At 58.9% G+C, this 20464-nt stretch carries 15 protein-coding genes; 5 read left to right on the top strand and 10 right to left on the bottom strand.

Features of this window, described 5'->3' with window-relative positions:
- The first annotated feature begins 115 nt into the window (after nucleotides 1-115).
- Nucleotides 116-1084, top strand: coding sequence for a threo-3-hydroxy-L-aspartate ammonia-lyase (locus DXXMK7_RS08040; RefSeq protein ID WP_038918626.1), 969 nt, complete (start codon nucleotides 116-118; stop codon nucleotides 1082-1084).
- A 42-nt stretch (nucleotides 1085-1126) separates the two neighbouring features.
- On the opposite strand, the gene DXXMK7_RS08035 is transcribed toward DXXMK7_RS08040, so the two are convergent.
- The 10 genes from DXXMK7_RS08035 to DXXMK7_RS07990 all read right to left on the bottom strand — a co-directional run bounded on the left by DXXMK7_RS08035 (nucleotide 1127) and on the right by DXXMK7_RS07990 (nucleotide 13486).
- Nucleotides 1127-2212, bottom strand: coding sequence for an alginate lyase family protein (locus DXXMK7_RS08035; RefSeq protein WP_231348857.1), 1086 nt, complete (start codon nucleotides 2210-2212; stop codon nucleotides 1127-1129).
- Between the two features lie 180 nt (nucleotides 2213-2392).
- Nucleotides 2393-3772, bottom strand: a complete 1380-nt coding sequence (locus DXXMK7_RS08030) for a glutamine synthetase family protein (RefSeq protein ID WP_038918625.1) — start codon at nucleotides 3770-3772, stop codon at nucleotides 2393-2395.
- A 197-nt stretch (nucleotides 3773-3969) separates the two neighbouring features.
- On the bottom strand, nucleotides 3970-4875 hold the full coding sequence (locus DXXMK7_RS08025) for an alpha/beta hydrolase (protein WP_038920910.1): 906 nt from the start codon (nucleotides 4873-4875) through the stop codon (nucleotides 3970-3972).
- 75 nt (nucleotides 4876-4950) lie between these two features.
- On the bottom strand, nucleotides 4951-6744 hold the full coding sequence (locus DXXMK7_RS08020) for an ABC transporter ATP-binding protein (RefSeq protein ID WP_038918624.1): 1794 nt from the start codon (nucleotides 6742-6744) through the stop codon (nucleotides 4951-4953).
- A 3-nt stretch (nucleotides 6745-6747) separates the two neighbouring features.
- Nucleotides 6748-7668, bottom strand: coding sequence for an ABC transporter permease (locus DXXMK7_RS08015; protein WP_082202669.1), 921 nt, complete (start codon nucleotides 7666-7668; stop codon nucleotides 6748-6750).
- Nucleotides 7665-8639: an ABC transporter permease gene (locus tag DXXMK7_RS08010; RefSeq protein WP_038659970.1), complete on the bottom strand. Its 975-nt coding sequence runs from the start codon at nucleotides 8637-8639 to the stop codon at nucleotides 7665-7667. The genes DXXMK7_RS08015 and DXXMK7_RS08010 overlap by 4 nt, the downstream gene beginning before the upstream one ends.
- Before the next feature lie 240 nt (nucleotides 8640-8879).
- Nucleotides 8880-9848, bottom strand: a complete 969-nt coding sequence (locus DXXMK7_RS08005) for a nucleoside hydrolase (RefSeq protein ID WP_038918623.1) — start codon at nucleotides 9846-9848, stop codon at nucleotides 8880-8882.
- Nucleotides 9848-10798: a nucleoside hydrolase gene (locus DXXMK7_RS08000; protein ID WP_038918622.1), complete on the bottom strand. Its 951-nt coding sequence runs from the start codon at nucleotides 10796-10798 to the stop codon at nucleotides 9848-9850. The genes DXXMK7_RS08005 and DXXMK7_RS08000 overlap by 1 nt, the downstream gene beginning before the upstream one ends.
- Nucleotides 10795-11679, bottom strand: coding sequence for a dihydrodipicolinate synthase family protein (locus DXXMK7_RS07995; protein ID WP_038918621.1), 885 nt, complete (start codon nucleotides 11677-11679; stop codon nucleotides 10795-10797). The genes DXXMK7_RS08000 and DXXMK7_RS07995 overlap by 4 nt, the downstream gene beginning before the upstream one ends.
- A gap of 268 nt (nucleotides 11680-11947) precedes the next feature.
- Nucleotides 11948-13486, bottom strand: coding sequence for an ABC transporter substrate-binding protein (locus DXXMK7_RS07990; RefSeq protein WP_038918620.1), 1539 nt, complete (start codon nucleotides 13484-13486; stop codon nucleotides 11948-11950).
- A 166-nt stretch (nucleotides 13487-13652) separates the two neighbouring features.
- On the opposite strand from DXXMK7_RS07990, the gene DXXMK7_RS07985 reads away from it, so the two are divergent.
- From DXXMK7_RS07985 to DXXMK7_RS07970, 4 genes are all read left to right on the top strand, one after another.
- A complete protein-coding gene (locus tag DXXMK7_RS07985) occupies nucleotides 13653-14552 on the top strand; it encodes a LysR substrate-binding domain-containing protein (RefSeq protein ID WP_038918619.1) in 900 nt (299 codons plus the stop codon).
- A 172-nt stretch (nucleotides 14553-14724) separates the two neighbouring features.
- On the top strand, nucleotides 14725-15492 hold the full coding sequence (locus DXXMK7_RS07980; protein ID WP_038918617.1) for a CDP-diacylglycerol diphosphatase: 768 nt from the start codon (nucleotides 14725-14727) through the stop codon (nucleotides 15490-15492).
- Nucleotides 15493-15858: 366 nt separating this feature from the next.
- On the top strand, nucleotides 15859-17697 hold the full coding sequence (locus DXXMK7_RS07975; RefSeq protein WP_082171006.1) for an amidohydrolase: 1839 nt from the start codon (nucleotides 15859-15861) through the stop codon (nucleotides 17695-17697).
- A 391-nt stretch (nucleotides 17698-18088) separates the two neighbouring features.
- Nucleotides 18089-20326: a LamG-like jellyroll fold domain-containing protein gene (locus DXXMK7_RS07970; RefSeq protein ID WP_049842655.1), complete on the top strand. Its 2238-nt coding sequence runs from the start codon at nucleotides 18089-18091 to the stop codon at nucleotides 20324-20326.
- The last annotated feature ends 138 nt before the right edge of the window (nucleotides 20327-20464 follow it).

The following is a 20464-nucleotide window of genomic DNA, read 5'->3' as shown; positions in this document are numbered from 1 at the left end:
CCGGCCGGGCAACGCCGTCAGCCCGCTAAAAACGGTTGGCAACGCCCAAAATACAGGCTATAAAAAATAAGACATTTTGTTTAAAACTGGATAAATCGTTTACACAGGTACCGCCATGAACCCGATTGTTCTGCCTACTTATGACGACGTCGCCGCCGCCAGCGACCGGATTGCTGGTTATGCCCACCGCACGCCGGTTCTCACCTCCCGTACCGTCAACGATGTGTTCGGCGCGGAACTTTACTTCAAATGCGAAAACTTTCAGCGCATGGGCGCGTTCAAATTTCGCGGCGCGATGAACGCGTTGTTGCAATTCACCGATGAACAGAAAGCCGCCGGCGTGGTGGCCTTCTCTTCCGGCAACCACGCACAGGCGATCGCTCTGTCGGCAAGATTGCTGGGCATTCCGGCCACCATCGTCATGCCGCAGGACGCCCCCGCCGCCAAAGTCGCCGCCACCAAAGGGTACGGCGCGCAGGTGGTTACTTATGACCGCTACACGGAGGACCGTGAGGCTATCGGCCGCGAGCTGGCGCAACAGCACGGTATGACGCTGATCCCACCCTACGACCATCCGCAGGTCATCGCCGGTCAGGGAACCGCGGCCAAAGAGTTGTTTGAAGAGGTCGGCGAGCTGGATGCGCTGTTTGTCTGTCTGGGCGGCGGCGGGCTGCTGTCCGGTTCGGCGCTGTCGGCACGGCGGCTGTCGCCCGGCTGCCGGGTGTACGGTGTCGAACCTGAAGCCGGCAACGACGGCCAGCAGTCCTTTCGTTCCGGCCGCATCGTGCGTATCGATACGCCCAACACCCTCGCCGACGGCGCTCAGACGCAGTATCTGGGCCAATATACGTTCGCGCTGATTCGCGCCAACGTGGATGACGTTCTGACCGTCAGTGATGATGAACTGGTCGCGGCAATGCGCTTTTTCGCCGAGCGGATGAAAATGGTGGTGGAACCGACCGGCTGCCTCGGTTTCGCCGCCGCCCGCGCCTGCCAGCACGAACTGCGGGGGAAACGCGTCGGCGTGATCATCAGCGGCGGTAACGTCGACCTCGTCCGCTACGGCCAGTTACTGGCTGGCTAATCCTTTCAGTCAACACGCAAAGGCGCCGGCGATTCCGGCGTCTTACCGGCACGATGCCGCCGCCCACAGCCATCGGGGCGGCGTAGCATTGAGTTTGCGGGCAATCTCCAGGTAGCGCTCATCCAGCAGGCTGGCCGACCAGTACAGGGCGGACGCGGTTTTGGCCGGCCATAATCCGTCGAATCCCGGCACGCCGGCCTGCCGACGCTCGATATCAAAACGCACCGTGGTGCGGGCAAATTCTTCGTGAGTCTTCACGCCGTCGGCGTAAGGTTTGAGCCACGCCAGCGCGGCGCGCAGACTTTGTCCGTCACGGCCTTTCAAATCAAGCCAGTCATGCCCCTGCGTGCGAGCGGCCAGCGCGGCGCGCACCAGCGGTTCCAGGCTATACACCACATAGTGCAGCGCATCGCGCTGGCTGAAATCCAGCACTTCGCCATCGGCGCGGACATTGGCGTTCAGCTGGCGTACAAAGGCCTGCTGCGCCGCCGCCATCAGGCGGGGATCGTCCAGCGCGGCCGCCCCCATCGTCACCAGCTTGACGCGGTGACTCTGCCAGTTATTGTTCCAGGTGCCGCGTTTATCCTGCTGATGCGCCTGCATCCGTTGCAGATACCCCGTCGTCAGGTCGTTCAGAAAACGGCGGGTACGCTCCCGCGTGGCCTCCGGCAGGTCGTTTCGGGTCAGCTGATAGGCGTCAATCAACCCGTCAAGGCCGGTTTCATCAATAGGATTGAAGCTCAGGCGGTAAGTCTTGATCCAGTCGTCAAGATAGACCGCCAGCCGTGACAGCGACGCCGCATCCCCAGCCATGCGCCACGCCAGCGCCAGATCGCGCATGTAACCGAAGTCGCGTTTGGCCGCGTTGGAAATATCATAAATGCCCTGATGAGGCAGCGTGCCTTCGGTGTGCATGACCGGTATCGCTTGCGGTTGCGGCGACGGCGGGCGGGAGGCGGTCGACAGCAGGGCGGATTTTGACGGCGCTTTTACCGCCAGACAAAACGATTCGCCGGCCTGCGCCGACGTGATGAGACCGGCGGCGATCGCCCCCAGCATCCACCGGGAATGGCGGCTAAGACGGACAACGCCCGCCTTACCGTTGACGTTTGACGTTATGGTTCCCACGCGAAAAACTCCTATCCATGCCCGGATCGGCGCACCGTTATCGGTATTATTGACGTTATAAAAATGAAGGATGTAACGCATCGTGGACTGCGGCGCAAGCCCGACAATCCTGCGGCAGACGGTCAGCGTGGCGGTTTGTGCGCCGGGTCACGGCCGCCACGCCTGTCGCCGGGCACGCCGCTATAAATGCCACCCGTTTTCCGCCTCGGTCACCCGTGACTCAAAATGGCTCAACTCCGCGTTTTTGCACGTCAGCCACAGCTGGCTAAATTCGCGGCCAAGCAACGCTTGCAGCGGCAAACACTGCCGAAACAGCGCCAGCGCATCCTGCTGATACCGCGGCAACGCCACGCGCTCCGCGAGCGGAACCGCATCGTGCCGCCCTTTGCCGGGAAGCGGCAGGTCATGCTCAAGGCCGTGCCACATACCGCTCAACAGGGCCGCCATCACCAGATAGGGATTGGCGTCGGCGCCGGCCAGACGATACTCGATACGCTGATTATCGCGATCCGCACAGGGCAATCGCAGCGCCACGGTGCGATCGTTGTATCCCCACGATGCGTGGAGCGGCGCATGTCCGCCCTGCCGCAACCGGCGAAACGCGTTCACATTCGGCGCCAGCAGCGCTACCGACGCCGGCATCAGCGCCATCATCCCCGCCAGCGATCGCCGCATCGTCTCGCTGAGCGCCTGCCCCGGTTCACCGGCGAGCAGGTTGATGCCGTTCCTATCCTGCAAGCTGATGTGCACATGCAGGCCGCTGCCCGACAGATGCGCGTACGGCTTAGCCATAAAACAGGCCGCATGGTTGAATTTTTCCGCCAGTTGTCGCGTCATCCGTTTCAACGTCAACACCTGTTCGCAGGCCTCCAGCACCCTGTCGCTATGCTGCAAATTGAGTTCGTACTGACCGGCGTCCGCTTCGGCGACGATTCCGGTCAGCGGCAGACGCTGCATTCTGGCGTGCTGTTCAATCTCATCCAGGAGGTAAACATGCGGTTCCGGCTCATCGACCAGAAAACAGTGGGAAGGCTGGGAGAGCGATGGTTCGGACTGCTCGCGGTCGCGCAGATAAAACTCCAGTTCGGCCGCCGCCACCGGATACAGGCCGCGGTCATGAAAACGGCGCAGCAGGTTTTGCAATACCACGCGCGGTTCCAGCTCGCAGGCGGCGCCATCCGCATTTTTCATGGTCAACAGCAACTGGGCGTGACGCGCCGGATCGCTGGCGCAAGGCCGCAACGTGCCGCTGACCGGCAGGCACAAGCGGTCCGGCTCGCCCACCTGTTTACCCAATCCGCTCTGCTCGATGACGTGCCCTTCCAGACTCATGGCATACACCGACAACGGGAAATAGCATCCTTGTTCCAGAGAAAACAGCGTGCTGACCGACATACGTTTACCGCGCACGCAGCCATTCAGGTCATGGAGGTAGATGTCGACATGTTCGGTATCAGGATAGTGCTTCAGGTAGGTTTCCACTTCATCGCGAAAACATCGCTCAACCGGGTCGGGAAATGGTCCGCTAACGACGTTGGCGTTCATGACGCGTAATGGCATAACGATATCAGCCTCATCAGATAAGTGACGGGGTCGACAAGGCAGGAGCATAATCAGCCGCGCTGAGTGCGACCACCCTGCCGGCCCCAGTTAACGTCGGGCTGATTATTGGCCGGCAGGGATAAATTTTCTGTAAATTCTCCGCGGCGGGAAATAAAAATCCTGTAGGGCACCAGGCGAAAACCGCCGAAGACGCATTACCCCTGACGGCGCAGCCAGCTCAGGTAGACCGCCGGCCAGGCCGCTGCCGACGTGCCCGGCTCACCCAACCCAAAACCGTGCCCGCCGACCGGGTAACGCCGCATCTCCACCGGCACCTGCGCACGTCGGCAGGCCTGCGCCATGATCAGGGTATTGTGCGGGTCGGACACCGGATCATCGTCCGCCTGCACCAGAAAGAACGGCGGCGAGCGCCGCGACACGTAGGACTGTACCGACCATTCGGCTTCCGCCGCCGGCGTGGCGTTACGCCCCACCAGCTCCCGGTGGGTGGCGGTGTGCTGATAGGGTTTTTCCAGCGTAATCACCGGGTAGATCAGCGCGGCATGGTCAACCTGAAGCGGGAGGGTATCACGCGCATCCTGCGGCGCATAAGCGGCGTCATGCCTGAGCGCCGCCATGCCCACCAGATGCCCGCCCGCCGAAAACCCCAACACGCCGACACGCTGCTCGCGATGACGAATCAGGCGCAACGCGCGCTGGGCATCCTGTAACGCCACCCGGTTGCCGTCATGCCAGCCTTCGCCGGGCAAGCGGTACGCCAGCACATAGGCGGTATAGCCCTGCGCCGCCAGCCAGGCCGCTGCCGGCCAGGCCTCCTTACCCATTTCGATACGCTGATAGCCGCCGCCGGCCGCCACCAGTATGGCCTGACCGTTGGGTTTTTCCGGCTGAAACACCTCAAGATAAGGGGCGGCGATCTGACTGAGCGCGCCTCTGGCGCTCAACCGCTGCGCGCCGGATGGTCCGCCGCCGCCCGGCGGCAATCCATCCCACAGTGGGATGCGGGGACGCGACGTCGGCAACGGCACACCGAACGCGCCCCCGGTTTTCAGCGCGACGGCAGAAAGGGTAATGGCGGTCAGAAAACGTCTGCGATTCATGCTGATAGCCCTCTTCATGCCGGCGGTGCGATGCTTCATCCCAGCGTATGGCAGGCGCCACACGCTGCCCATCGCTCAGGATACTAGCACCAGATGGCCGTCGCCAACCTGCTGATAACGGCGCGTCGGCGGCTGATAGTCCGCCGGGCGCAGCGGGCTGTGCAGTTCATCGGCCTGCGTCGATCTGAGCACGCGCTTTTCCGGGTCGGGTACCGGCACGGCGGCCAGCAGGCGGCGGGTATACGGGTGCTGCGGATCGTTGAATACCGCCTGACGCGGGCCGATCTCCACAATTTCGCCCTGATACATCACCGCCACCCGATGGCTGATGCGCTCGACTACCGCCATGTCGTGAGAAATAAACAGGTAGGCCAGCCCCAGTTGCTGTTGCAAATCGAGCAGCAGGTTGACGATTTGCGCCTTGACGGTCATGTCCAGCGCGGACACCGCTTCGTCGGCGATAATCACCTGTGGATTGAGCGCCAGCGCCCGCGCGATGCATAAGCGCTGACGCTGCCCGCCGGAAAACTGATGCGGATAGCGGTCGGCCATGTCGGCCTGCAATCCCACTTTTTCCAGCAGTTCCGCCACTTTTTGCGGCGCCTGTCGCGCTGACGCCAGGCCGTGGCTGATCATCGGTTCGGCGATCGCGCTGCCCACGGTCAGCCGTGGGTTGAGGCTGTCGTAGGGATCCTGAAAAATCATCTGCGCCCGCATCCGCAACCCGGCCAGCGTCGACGCGCCGGCCGCCAGCATGTTCTCGCCGCACAACGACACCGCGCCGCCATTCGGCTCCAGCAGCCGCAGAATCGCGCGCCCGGTGGTGGACTTGCCGCAACCGGACTCCCCCACCAGAGATAGGGTTTCCCCCGGTTGCAGGCTGAAAGAAACTTTTTCCACCGCATGCACCCGGCCGGTCACCCGCCGTAGCCAGCCACTTTTCACGTCAAAACGCTTGATCAGATCGCGCACCGCCAGCACCGGCTCTCCCGGCGTTACCGTGTCTGCCAGCGGTTCGCTCGCCGCCGCGGACTGCCCGAACAATGCAAACCGTCGCGGCAGACGGCTATCAGCCATTTCGCCCAGTCGCGGCACCGCGGAGAACAGCGTCTTGCTGTACGGGTGCTGCGGCGCGCGAAACAGCTGGCGGGTATCCGCCATTTCCACCCCTTCGCCGTGGTACATCACCATCGTGCGGTCGGCCACTTCCGCCACCACCCCCATATCGTGGGTGATGAACAGAATCGACATGCCTTGTTCGTCCTGCAACGTTTTGATCAGCGCCAGAATTTGCGCCTGAATGGTGACATCCAGCGCCGTGGTCGGTTCATCGACAATCAGCAAGCGGGGATTGCAGGCCAGCGCGATGGCGATCACCACCCGCTGGCGCATACCGCCGGAAAAGCTGAGCGGGTACTCGTCCAGCCGGGAGCGGGCGGCGGGAATGCGCACTTTTTCCAGCAGACGCACCGCTTCCGCCCGGGCGCCGGCGTGGTCCATTCCCCGATGGCGCCGCAAGACTTCGGTAATCTGGGTGCCGATTTTCAGCACCGGATTAAGGCTGGTCATCGGCTCCTGAAACACCATGCCGATATGGTTGCCGCGGATGTGCTGCATCTCGCGGGCCGGTAGCGCCAGCAGGTCGCGGCCGTCGAACAGCACCCGTCCGGTGGTGCGCACCTGCGGCCCGGCCAGCAGACGCATGATGGACAGCGCGGTGACGCTTTTGCCGGAGCCGGACTCGCCCACCAGCGCCACGGTTTCCCGTTCGCCAATGTCAAACGACAGATCCTGCACCACCTTCAGCCACTCACCGTTGACCCGAAAAGCGGTGTTCAGTTGTTCAACGCGCAGCACCGGCTGATTCACGCCTCACTCCTCTTGTCTGGTATTCAGCGCATCACGCAGGGCGTCGCCGATCAGGTTAATCGCCACAATCAGCAACAGCAGCATTACGCCGGGGAACAGGCTGATCCAGTAATCCCCGGACAGCAGATAGTCAAACCCATTGGCGATCAACAACCCCAGCGACGGTTCGGTAATCGGCAGGCCAATGCCGAGAAACGACAGCGTCGCCTCCAGCATGATGGCGTACGCAATGCGCATGGTGGCGACCACAATCAACGGCGGCAGGCAGTTGGGCAGCATATGGCGAAACAGAATGCGCGGAGCGGAAAACGCCATGCCGCGCGCCGCATCCACATAATTACGGCGGCTCTCCAGCAGAGCGGAGGCGCGAATGGTGCGGGCGTAGTACGCCCACTGGGTAATCACCAGCGCCAGAATAATTTTGTCCACCCCCTGCCCCAGCACCGCCAGCAGAATCAGGGCGATAAGAATGGGCGGAAAGCTGAGCTGGATATCGACGATACGCATCAGCAGCGCATCGGTTTTGCCGCCCAGCCAGGCGCTCAACATGCCGGCGGCCATGCCGATGACCAGCGCCACCAGCGCGCTGCTGACGCCGACTGTCAGGCTGGTGCGGGTGCCGTAGAGAATGGCGCTCAGCAAATCGCGGCCCTGATCGTCGGTGCCGAGCCAGTAAGTCAGCCCGCCCATGCCGGTTGAACCCGGCGGCAGGCGGTTATCCATGATCATCAGTTGGGTCAGGTCATACGGATTCTGTGGCGCAATCCAGGGCGCCAGCAGCACCAGCGCCACAATCAATGTCAGCGTAAACAGCCCCAGCCGCGACAGCCGGTCATGAAACAGCATCGACAGGGTACGCGCCAGCGCCGAACGCGCCGCCGGCGCGGCGGATGGGGTATGTACCGAGCGTCCCGACATGCTCATTGCCCTCCTCCTAACCGGATGCGCGGATCCACCACCGCGTACAGCACGTCCACCAGCAGATTGATCAGACTGAACATCACCACCGTCATCATCAGGTAGGCCAGAATCACCGGGCGATCCAGCACCGCGATGGAGTCGATAATCAGTTTGCCCATCCCCGGCCAGGCGTAAATGGTTTCGGTCACCACCGCAAAGGCGATCAGCGCGCCCAGTTCCAGGCCAATCACCGTAATCAGCGGGATCAGCGTATTTTTCAGCACGTGCACAAACAGGATGCGGCGCTCCGACAGCCCCTTGGCGCGGGCAAAACGCACGTAGTCCTGTTGCAGGCACTCGCGCACGCCGGCGCGGGTCAGGCGGATAATCAGCGAAATCTTGAACAACGCCAGATTGAGCGCCGGCAGCAGCAGGTGCTGCCAGCCGTCCGACGTCAGCAGGCTCAGCGGCACGCCCGCCACCGTCACGGTGTCGCCCCGCCCCGACGACGGCAGCCACCCCAGCTTCACGCTGAACAGCATGATCATCATCATGCCGATCCAGAACGTCGGCAGGCTAAAGCCCAGAATCGACACCGTCATCACCGATTTCGCCGCCAGGCTGTCCGGACGCAGGCCGGCGAACACCCCCAGCGGAATACCGATCAGCAGCGACAGCAGAAACGCCACCAGCGCCAGTTCCAGCGTGGCGGGCATGCGTTGCAAAATCAGGTGTAGCGCCGGTTGGTTGAAAATGAAGGAGTTGCCCAAATCGCCCTGCAGCGCGTGGGTCACAAACAGCAGGTACTGCTGCCACAGGGTTTTATCCAGTCCGAACGCGCGGATCACCGCCTCGCGCTCGGCCGGGGTGGCGTTGCTGCCCAACAGCAAATCCACCGGGTTGCCGACCAGATACACGCCGGCGAAAACCAGCACCGACATGACCGCCAGCGTTATCAGGGTTTGCAGAAAACGACTGAGTAAAAAGCGGGCCATGACGCATCCTTGTTGGTTAGCGATGGGTTAAGAACCTACCCCAATAGAGCGATTTTACTTGCCATTTTGGCCCTGGGCGGTGCCCGAAACCCTCACGTACTGCGTGTACGCTCCGGTTTACTCGCCGCGCTCGCCCGTTGGGCCGGACCAATTGCTTTGTCCGTTCAACATGCGTTGCATGTTGTCTCCGCGCTGCCATGTCCAAACTGACTGCGCCCATTACGCCTATTGAGATAGGCTCTACGCGTGACGCTCCGGGATATCCGGCCGGCCGTAGCGGCTAAGCACCCGGACCAGCAACGACAGAAAACCGGGTTCATCTACCGACTGCATCACCTGCGCATTAGGCGCCTGCGACAGCTTGCCATAAAAATCCGCCCAGGTATGCCCGGCGGTTTCACCGGCGACGGTCACCCCGACCAGCGCCTCCCGTCCGGCAAACAGCGACGGTTGCAATAGCCAGGCCACGGTGGTGGCGTCATGCACCGGACCGCCTTCGCGGCCGAAACGCGCCATGTCGCTGCGGTCAAAAGCGCCCAACAGGCGGGCGATGGCCTCACCGGGCCGCCCGGCGTCACGTTGCAAAACGTCGATCTCCTGTTGGGTAATCAGCGCCTGAAACGTCATGTCCAGCGGCATGATCACCAAAGGAATGCCGCTGCCGAATACCCGGCGGGCGGCGTGCGGATCGGCATAGATATTGAATTCCGCCCACGGCGTGCGGTGGCCGAGCGCGGTAAAGGCGCAGCTCATGGTCACCACCTGACGGATGCCGCGCGCGACGTCCGGGTGCTGAATCAACGCCAGCGCCAGATTGGTCATCGGCCCGATGGCGCAAAAGGTAATCGGGTTCTGTTCTTCCGCCGCCCGACGTGCCGTGCGAACGATAAAATCCACCGCGTGCTCCTGCACGACCCGGCACTCGCCCGCCGGCACCAGCTCATCGCTGAATGCGCCGATATGGGCGTACTTGCCGTAGCGCTGCGGACCGATCAGCGGCCTTTTCGCACCGGCGAACACCGGCACGTCATCACGACCGGACAGCGCCACAATCCGCCGGGCGTTCGCCAGCGTATTCTCCAGCGCCACGTTGCCGGCCACCACCGTGATACCCAACACCTCCAGTTCCGGCGAAGCCAGCGCCAGCCACAGCGCAATGGCGTCGTCTACGCCGGGATCGGTGTCAATAATGATTCGCTGACGTGTCATCACGCGGTTCCATAAGCTGAAAACAGCTGACAGAACAACTGAAACACCTCGTCGACCGCCACGCCGGTGACCACATCGACGTTCGCCGACAGGCCGGATTTACCGTAGATATCCATTACGCTCTGTCCCATACACAGTTCGCTCTGATGCTCCACCAGCACTCGCGCCCGTTCGGTCTGGAACAAATCGGGGCGCAATACCCAGGCGATCACCAGCGGGTCATGCAGCGGCCCGCCGCGGGAGCCGTAACGTTTAACATCATTGCGATCCCAAAACGCCATCAGTTGACTCAACGGAGCGCGCAATCGCCCGGCGTGAGCCACCAGTTCGCTGACGCGCTCCGGCGTCAGGATCACCTGATGGGTGGCGTCCAGCGGCAACAGCGTCATCGGCAGTTCCTGCGAAAAGACGATGTGCGCGGCATGCGGGTCGGCCAGCATGTTGAATTCCGACGTCATGGTGCGGTTGCCCAGCTCCCGGCAGGCGCCGCCCATTGATACAATTCGTTCGATGCCGTCCACGATATCGGGCGCGATACAGAAGGCGCTGGCCAGGTTGGTCAACGGCCCCAGCGAGCACAACGTAATGCGTTCGCCGCTCTGCGCCGCCGCCCGGCAACGGGCGATCAGAAAGTTAACCGCGTGCTGCATTTCCGCCGCTTTACGCGGCGCGGGAAAATCGCTGTCGCCCAACCCATTCTTGCCATGAAACTGACCGTGGATCGGCTCGCGCAACATCGGTTGCCAGCAACCGGCAAACACCGGAATATCGGTACGCTCGCCCAGTTCGACGATCTGCAGCGCATTGCGCAGCGTGTTGGGCAACGGCTGATTACCGTTCACCACGGTAATGCCCTGAATCGCCAGCTGTGGGGCGACAAACGCGCTCAGTAACGCCAGCGCGTCGTCAATACCGGGATCGCAATCGATGATGATGGGAATCGACTTCACAGAGCGCCCACCAGTTTCAGCACGCTGGCGACTTCTTCCCGCGCGTGATGATTCAGCGGCTGTTGCGGAGCAATCGGGTTGCCGACCGCGAATCCCTGCATCTCCAGCGCGGCCTTGATGCAGGCGGCCACCGAGTATTTGGCGAAAATTTCATTCACCCGCCACAACGGGCGTTGCAGTTCCATCGCCAGTTGCCAGTCGCCGCGTTTGGCCGCCTCGTACAGCGCCAGGCTCTGACGCGGCACGATACAGGCCGGGCCGGCCATCCAGCCGACGCCGCCGATCAGCATGACGCAGGCGGGAATATGGGCCGAGGCGGCGAAAACCTGCATGCGTCCTTCGGTGCGTTCGATGATAGACAATAACCGGCCGGTATTGGTGGACGCATCCTTGATGTAACGGATGTTATCCACGTGGCTTAAACGCTCGATCACCGGCAGGCTTAAGTCGGAACGCTGGAAATGAGGATTGGTGTACAGCACCACGGGCATGGGGTGCGCGGCTTCGGCAATCGCCCGAAAGTAGCTCTCCACGCCGGCATCGGTCAACGGGAAATAAGCCTCAAGTATCGCCAGAATGCCGTCGACGCCCAGGCCGAGGTAAGCCTGCGTCTGCGCCACCGCATCCTGGATGGTGGTGGCGGCTACGCCGGCGATCACCGGCACCCGGCCGCGCGCCGCGTCAACCACGGTGCTGACGACATCAAAACGCTGCTTTGCGGTCAGATAAGCGAATTCGCCGGTGCTGCCAAGCGGCGTCAAACCATGTACGCCGCTGGCGATAAGGTGCTCGACCAGTTCGGCGAGGACGGTTTTGTCCACATCGCCATTCGCTTTTATAGGTGAAACCAGATAGGGAAATACGCCGAAGAATTCGCTCATGGAGTGACCCTGAAAGTGGCAGGCGGAGTGTCCCGCCGCGCAATGCAGCGGGACACGGCCTGATGGGAGAACCCTGGTGTTAACGTAAAAATCGCACTATACCCGTCATACTTCGAGTTGCAGGTGTGTTGGCTGCCCTCACTCACCCCAGTCACTTACTTATGTAAGCTCCTGGGGATTCACTCGGTTGCCGCCTTCCTGCAACCCGAATTATTTGGGTATACATCATTTTCATTCACCACCAGCGCCGGGTGAAAAACTCACCGTTTTACTGCTTGTGAACGAAATAGGGCAATGTGTAGCCGTCTGTGCGGCCCACGTAGCTATAGCCTTTTTTCATTGCCCAGGTATTGGAGAGAAACAGCAGCGGGATAACCCCTTGCTCTTTCATCGCCAATTCGGTTGCCTGCTGCAGCAGAGCATCGCGTTGCCGTTCATCCAGCGTGGCGCGTGCCTGATTCAGCAGCTTGTCAAATTCGGCATTGGAATACCGTCCCCGGTTGCCCTGGCCGGCATTCGGGCCAAAGGTTTCCAGCAACGGCCCCAGCACGCCGGACGCCTCGCCGGTTTCAATCGCCGCGCCGCCCATCACCAGGCTGAATTCACGCTGCGCCGCCTTGGCGAAGTAGACGTTGCCGGGCATGGTGACCACCTCGGTCTTGATGCCCGCCTGACTGAACATCTGCCCCAGCGCCTGCGCGATTTTGGCGTCGTTGGGATAGCGATCGTTCGAGGCGTGGAACGTCAGGGTAAAGCCGTTCGGATAGCCCGCCGCCGCCAGTTTTTGTTTCGCCTGCGCCAGATCGTAAACCGGCGCCGGTATCTTGGCGGAATATCCCGGATACCCTTGCGGCACCAGCTGCGACGAAGGCAGCCCCTGCCCGTCGAGGATACGCTGCACCAGCGCGTCGCGATTGATCGCCAGCGACATCGCCTGACGCACCTCCGCTTTTTTCAGCGGATTCTTGCCGTCGTCGCCTTTGGCGAACGGCGACTCGTCTCTGTCCTGATCCGGGTGCAGATACAAAATGCGGTTGCCCGGCACCGACTCCGTGGCGAAAGCCTGCTGACGCGCGATAGACGCGCGGTCTGCGGTCGGCACGCTTTCGATCATGTCTACATCGCCGGACAGCAACGCGGCAATGCGCGCGCTGCTGTTCTTGATGACGCGCAACGTCACCTGGTCCCACTCGGCTTTGCCGCCCCAGTAGTGGTCGTTACGGCTCAGCACCACCTTGTCATCCGGGGTATAGGAGACAAATTTGAACGGGCCGGTGCCAATCACGTCTTTACCGCCGTTCAGCACGTCGGTCGGCTGGTCGGCCAGCCGCGCCGGCAGTATCGCGATGCGGCTCAGGTTGTTGAGCAGCAGCGCCGCCGGTCCTTTGGTCTTGATTTCCACCGTCAGCGGGTCGATTTCACGAACCTCGCTGATGTCCGCCACGTAGGGCGTGTAAGCGCTGGGGCTGTTTTTCGCCGCCAACGCGATGCGTTTCACACTGGCCACCACATCCCGGGCGTTAAAATCGGTGCCATCGTGAAACTTGACGTTCGGTCGCAATGTAAATTGCCAGGTGGTGTCGTCGAGAGCTTTCCATGACACCGCCAGAGCAGGGGTAATTTGTTGTTTTTCGTTTTGGTTAACCAGCCCGTCGAACAGATTGCGGGCCATTGCGCTGTTAGCGCCGCCGACATAAAACTGCGGATCCATCGAGGTGGTGGATGACGCCAGTCCAATCGTCAAATCCGCTGCCTGCGCGATGGGCATCAGCGTCATCAGGCCGGCAACAAACAACGTTCCTTTCATGGTTACTCCTTTAAATTCGGATCCATCCCGCATTCGGGTTTATCACGCTTTGTGCAAATCTATGACAAACTGTAACCTTCGGGATGGAGTCTACGTGTTGGTTAAAATAATTAAAAATCGTATTTTGTACCGAATTCATAAATAAACATTATGGTTGGTAACATCTATGAGCCGTATCAACTTAAGACAGGTTGAAGCATTCCATAAGGTGATTCTGACCGGCGGCATCACACAGGCCGCCAACATCATGAATATCACCCAACCGGCGGTCAGCCGGCTGATCAAGGATTTTGAGTACGCGGTTAAACTAAAACTGTTTGATCGGGATGGCCGGGGACTCGAACCCCGTGAAGAAGCACTTAAGCTTTTCCGGGAGATCGAACGGCTGTATCTGGGGTTGGATCACATTTTGCGGGTGGCGGACGACATCCGTCACGCCAAAGGCAGCGTGCTGCGCATCGGCGCGGTGTCCGCGCTCGCCAACCTCTGTACCGAACGCATTTTCCCCTCGCTGTTGAAGAAATACCCGGATGTGGCGCTTTCTATGGATGTGGAAAGCACGCTGGCGATCACCGAAATGGTGCTGAGCAACCAGTACGACATTGGTTTTATCAACAGTACGCCGGCAATCAAGGGTTTGCAGGCCGACCTGCTGGGCGTCGCCCAGGCGGTCGCGGTCGTCGCGCCAACCCACCCGCTGGCGGGCCGCGCCGGTATCACCCTTGACGACCTGAACCACTACCGCTCGATCCTGCCGGGGCGCAAAACCGTGTTACGGGAACAGTTGGCGCAGGCTATCACCGCGCAGGATGTGGCGTTGCAAAGCCCGATCGAAACCTCGCTGCGCCATTGCTGCGTCATGGCGGGCGCCGGATTAGGGGTGGGAATTGTCGATGCCATTACCGCCCGCACCAGCGAAGCGACGCTGCTGATCAAACCCTTTGAACCGAAGATTGACGTCGCCTATCTGGCGATCTTCCCGCCCCAGCATGCGCGCAGCCTGCTGGTGGAAGAGGTCGTTCAGGTTATCCGCACGTTGATCGGCGAGAGCGCGTCGGCCGATTGATCGGCATCGGCCGGCTGTCATCATGGCGCCATCTGCGCACGGCACTATGCGGCGCGTCATCACACGAATGCAGCCTGTCGTCATACGACGAATCACCTTGCAACAAATAACGTTGCGACAATTGCGTTGCAATCAATAACCATGCGGCAACAACCCTTCACGGAATCCTGCCATGATACGCAAGAAATACCTTCTCGGTTTGATCGTTACGCTGCTGCTGGTCGCCCTACTGCTCTATTTCTGGCAGCCTTTCGCCCGCCGCGGCAATGGCAACGCGCTGTGGACGTTCGTCAGCCAGCAGTGCGTACCCAACCAGCAGAAAAGTAACTCGCCCGCCCCTTGTCTGGACGTCAATCTGCAAGGTCATTACGCCCTGTTCAAAGACCGGCGCGGACCGTATCACGACCTGCTGATCCCGACCGATCGCATCAGCGGCATTGAAAGCCCATTGCTGCTGCAACCCGGTACGCCGGCCTATTTTGCCGCCGCCTGGAGCTACCGCGACAGGCTGTCGAGCCAAATGGGCAAACCGATCGGGGACGACGCGCTCGGGCTGGCGATCAACTCGCTGTACGGCCGCACGCAAGGCCAGCTGCATATCCATATTTCCTGCCTGAAACCCGAGGTCTACCAGACACTGCGCGCCCAAAGCGCTAACATCGGTTACGACTGGGTGTCGCTCGGTCAGCCGCTGTTGGGCCACGACTATCTGGCAACCAAGCTGAACGGCAGCGATCTGACGCGAACCGATCCGTTCAAGTTGCTCAATCAGTATGTGCAAACGCGCGGGGACCAGATGGAAAACTACGGTCTGGCGTTGACCGCCAATGCTCAGGGCGAACTGATTCTGCTGGCGGTGCGGCGTGATTTTATCGGCCTGTTCAACCGCGGCTCGGCGGAAGAAATTCTGGATGTGAGCTGCGCGCTGGCGCAGACCTGAAACGTTTCTTTCACCGGATGGCTGGGGAACAGGGTTCCCCAGAAAACACAACACCCATAGCCTGACGCGATCTACAGATTGCGCAAAAACACAAGTTAATCAAAACATACCTGTTATTAACAGTATGTCGAAACCGTCTCCAGAATACCTTAATGTCGTGTCACAATAAGTCAAACATGGGTTTATCGGGAATACATCAGTGCTTCTCTAAGAATGCCACATTTCTCGAATAGCACCGCTGTTTTTGCTATTTGTGCCTTCACATCACTAATAGCTCAATTTGCATTATCCGATTGTAACAATATATGGAGGATGTAACTCCCAGCTAGTGGAATAGCGTAAAAAAATACATAGGGAGATGAATATATGACAAGAGCCAGTGTAGGTAATATTGAAGGGTGTAGCCCCCAATTGACGTGTGTAAGGAAGCCGCCATTAGCTTCGAACGTACCGACAAAAAACCATTTTCTGGTACGGGTCGGATTTGTTGCATCTATAGCAGGTTTACTTTTTTCTATTCCCTCTTCTGCCGTCGCAGAAAAGAACGTACCCGCCGAACTGGTTTTACGTAATGGCAATATTTTCACCGTCACTCAGCATCAACCGTGGGTTGAAGCGATTGCAGTGCGCGATGGTCGTTACGTATTTATTGGTTCCAATGCGCAGGTCGCCAACCTCATCGGCCCCAATACCAAGGTTGTTGACCTCAAAGGGGGAATGGCGATGCCCGGCATCAATGACGTGCATGCCCACCCGCTGGATGGCGGATACGAAGATCTATTCTCCTGTAATTTCCCTGGCAAGAGCTCGCTGGACGAGATGCTAAAGCGAGTCTCCGAATGTGCGAAACAGGTGGAACCGGGTGGATGGGTTATCGGCTCATCATGGGGGAGCCCGCGCATGTCTGAACTTATGAGCGCCGACGCACTGGCCAGGCTGGATAAAGTCAGCAACGGGCATCCTGTTATTCTGCGTGACGATTCCTATCACAACCGCTGGATCAATAGTGAAGCGATGCGTTTGGCAAACATCACCTCCGCGTCCGTCAGCCCTGCCGGCGGCGTGATTGTCAAAGATGCGGTGACTGGCGAACCTACCGGATTGTTACAGGAGTTCCCTGCCTTCCAGCATGTGCAAAGTCTTGTTCCTGCCCGAACGGAGGAGCAACGCCTGACCTCTGGACGAGGTGCAGCAAAGACGATGGTCTCTCTGGGTATCACGGGTGTGCAAGAAGCCGTTAGCTCCGAAGTGAATCTGCGGATCTGGAGCAAAATCGATCGGGCAGAAGGCTTACCGCTGAAGATTTTGGCCTCTGTCGTCTCAACCCCATTACTGGATGAAGGCGCAGCCGGAATGGAACTGTTTGCCAGACGCGACGTCTATCGTACGACGAATTTCCTCCCCGACCGCTTCAAGTTCGTCCTTGATGGTGTGCCGCCCGCTTACACGGCTAAGCTTCTCGCTCCTTATGTTCCAGACCATGTCCACGGCAATAATTTTCATGGTGAAACACACTACACGGTAGACCAGGTAGTTGACATTCTGACTAAGCTCGACAAGCAAGGTATTTCCACCAAGTTACATGCGGCTGGAGATGGTTCATTACAGCTTGCGTTAGATGCTGTCGAAAAAGTACGTAAAATCAATGGGCCGAATGGACCTGTGCATCAGATTGCCCATACGCATCTGATTGCGCCACAGGATTTGCCGCGTTTCGCCAGGCTTCGTGTAGCAGCCGACCTGTCGCCGATGCTGTGGTTCCCATCGGATATGACGCAAGCCAGCGTTGTTACTGTCGGTGAGGAGCGTATGAGAGATTTTGTCCCCACGATGAAATTGCTCCGCGCAGGGGCGCTGGTGGCCGGAGGCTCTGACTGGCCAGCAGGTGGTCCGACACCGTCTCCGTGGATCGGTATTGAAGGTTTGGTAACACGACAGAACCCATTGGGTGATGTCCCTGGAACGCTGGCGCCCGATGAAGCTGTCGATCTGGCAGAAGCGATCCGCATTTATACTATCAACAGCGCGAAGGCGATGGGGCTGGAAAAGGATACGGGGTCGATCGAACTTGGCAAGTCCGCGGATCTTATCGTGCTTGATCGGAATCTGTTCAAAATTCCTATCAAACAAGTTCATAAAACTAAAGTATTAAAAACCTACTATAAAGGAAAACTGGTTCATTCGGTTCCAGAAATAGGTATTTGAGCCATTCTCTATAGGGCAAGAAATGTAACAATCGTGCCGTTAACCATTAATAAATTTTGATTAGAACCGATCCGAAAACGGCTTTTTTCACAGAAAGTCGTTTTTATTTTTAGTGCCGATTCTTCAGCAGACGAGCAAGATGATTTCTGTCCGGCGGGTAATATCCGGCATGCGGTTACCCTGCATTAAAAATAAAGGAGCGGCTCACAGGTGCGCTAAAAAAGCAGAGTCACATCGACTATACCGTTATATTCTCACGAGAGACGGAGGACACGCGCCACGTTTACGAAGTGGCGCATGGAATTCCCCACTTTTAGGTTTTACAGGCGATTATTGAGAAAGAACTGCCGCAGAGCACTGCTAATTCATATCATCAGGGAGAGAGTCCATCATGAAGAGAATACCACACACGCTGCAGCGTGATTTTCCGTCGACACCAGAAGCAGACGCCACGCCTGTGACTACTCAAAAACAACTGGACTCCATGCCACGGCGTCGCTTTCTGCAAGCTGGCGCGAGTATCGTATTCAGCGGGCTGCTGGGGCGATTTAGAAGCAGTTTTCTAACTCGTGCAATCGTAGCCGCAGCAACGGGCACCGTTGCGCCGGCGCTTCACGCAGAAAACCGCACCTTCACCCATCCCGGCTTGTTGCACACTGAAGATGACTTCGTCCGTATAAGCAAGAAGCTGGCAACCGGTGAGAAACCCTGGGTAGATGGATGGGAACCGTTTGTAAAAGATGCCTATTCACAGTTGGGGGCGACCCCGCGCGCCACTGAGACAATTGTGCGGGGAGGTGACGGGCAGAATTTTTCATTACTGTATGTTGATGTGCAGCGTTCCTACCGTCTGGCGGTACGCTGGAAAATCACGCAAGACACCGCGTATGCAGAGGAAGCGATCAAGTATCTTAATGCGTGGTCTTCCACGCTAAAGACGGTCACTGGCAACGCCGATCGCTGGCTGGCCGCGGGTATCTACGGCTATCAATTTGCCAACGTTGCTGAAATCATGCGCAGCTATTCCGGGTGGGCTGCAGCAGACCTGGAGCGGTTCCAGAATATGATGTTGACGGTGTTCTATCCGATGTCGAGGCAATTCCTGGATGTGCATAACGGTGCGGATATCACCAATTACTGGGCCAATTGGGACCAATGCGCGATAGCTAATATTCTGGCGATCGGCGTGCTGTGCGATCGCCCCGACATCTATCAGGAAGCGATTGACTACTACAAATACGGTCAGGGCAACGGAGCCGGCATGCAAGCAGTGGTACATGTGCATCCCGGTTACCTTGGGCAATGGCAGGAAAGCGGTCGCGATCAGGGACACACTACGCTAGGAATAAGTCTGGGCGCGGCTTTCTGTGAAATGGCATGGAATCAAGGCGATGACATTTATGGATACGACAATAACCGTTTTCTTGCCGGTGCAGAGTTTGTCGCGAAATCAAACCTGAACGACGAAACGGGCGGGTTCTATGCAATGCCCTGGATGAACTACCGCAACAGGCATGGCTTGATGGAAGCCGTTTCCTCGTCGAGCCAAGGGAATAAACGGCCATGCTGGGAGGCTATTTATAACCACTATGCAAAGCGAAAAGGTATTGCAACGCCCTATGTGTTCAAACAGGTACAAAAAGTGTACCCGGAATACGGCGGCGGGGGCGACGGAACGGGATACGGTACTTTACTGTTCTCACGCGACCTGGCCGTTGAGACGACGGCGTTGCGCCCTTCCGGCCTGACTGCCAACCGCCGTGGCGACAAGGTAGAACTTTCCTGGTGGGGGGTTGTTGGCGCTACGCGCTATACCCTCGAACGCGCCACCGTCGCTAATGGGCCGTTCACCGTCATTGCGCCTGACATCATTGATCTTTTGACCTATTCGGACAGCGATATTACGAGGGCAGCGAGCTACTACTATCGCGTGAAAGCGTTCATTGCCGGGGGAGAAACCGCGGCGTCGGACACCGTCAGAGTACCGATTCAGGTGGAAGAAATATTCCATCTTGCGTTGAACGAAGGCTCTGGCATTACTGCCGCAGACAGCACAGGCAAGTGGGGAGTGAGTTCGCTGTCAGGCGGTGCCAGTTGGGGAACGGGACCGGATGGCACGGGTACTGCGCTGGTGCTTGATGGCGTAGATGGCTACCTGAAACTGCCGGATGGCCCCCTGTCGAAACTGGGTGATTTCACAATTGAAACCAGATTCTGTGCGGACGATTCACGTTCGTGGGGCAGGATTTTCGACATTGGTTCTGGCGAACGCCGCTGGATCAGCCTGACACCATTTGGAAATAACGGGAAGCCAACGTTTAGGATATCGATCCTACATGGTTATATGGTCGAAGGCGTGACGGCAGACACCACATTCCCAGTCGGTAAATGGGTACATGTTGCGATGACATTGTCTGGTAATGTCTGCATCGTCTATCTCGATGGCATAGAGGTAGGACGTAATGAAAAATTTACGCTAGCACCTTATCAGCTTGGCGTGGCTGAGTCGGCCTATCTTGGCCGCTCGCAGTACGCGCGCGACGCCAATATAAAGGGGCGTTATGACTATTTCAGGATCTTGTCGGGGGCGTTGAGCAGCGTGGATATTGCCGCATTAGCCAGAAAATGACGCCATACTTCGCGACTTAAAAGGGTGACAACGCTGCACATGGATAAAGAGATAACACACCGGATGCATCGGCTTATAAAGCTGAGTTAGATTGCTCAGACCGGGATCCGCAGGCTTCGGCAAGCGGGTCTCGGAAGA

This window comes from Dickeya sp. MK7, assembly GCF_000406305.1.
In the GTDB taxonomy this organism is placed as follows: Bacteria; Pseudomonadota; Gammaproteobacteria; order Enterobacterales; family Enterobacteriaceae; genus Dickeya; species Dickeya fangzhongdai.
This window is presented reverse-complemented; position numbering and strand designations above follow the sequence as displayed.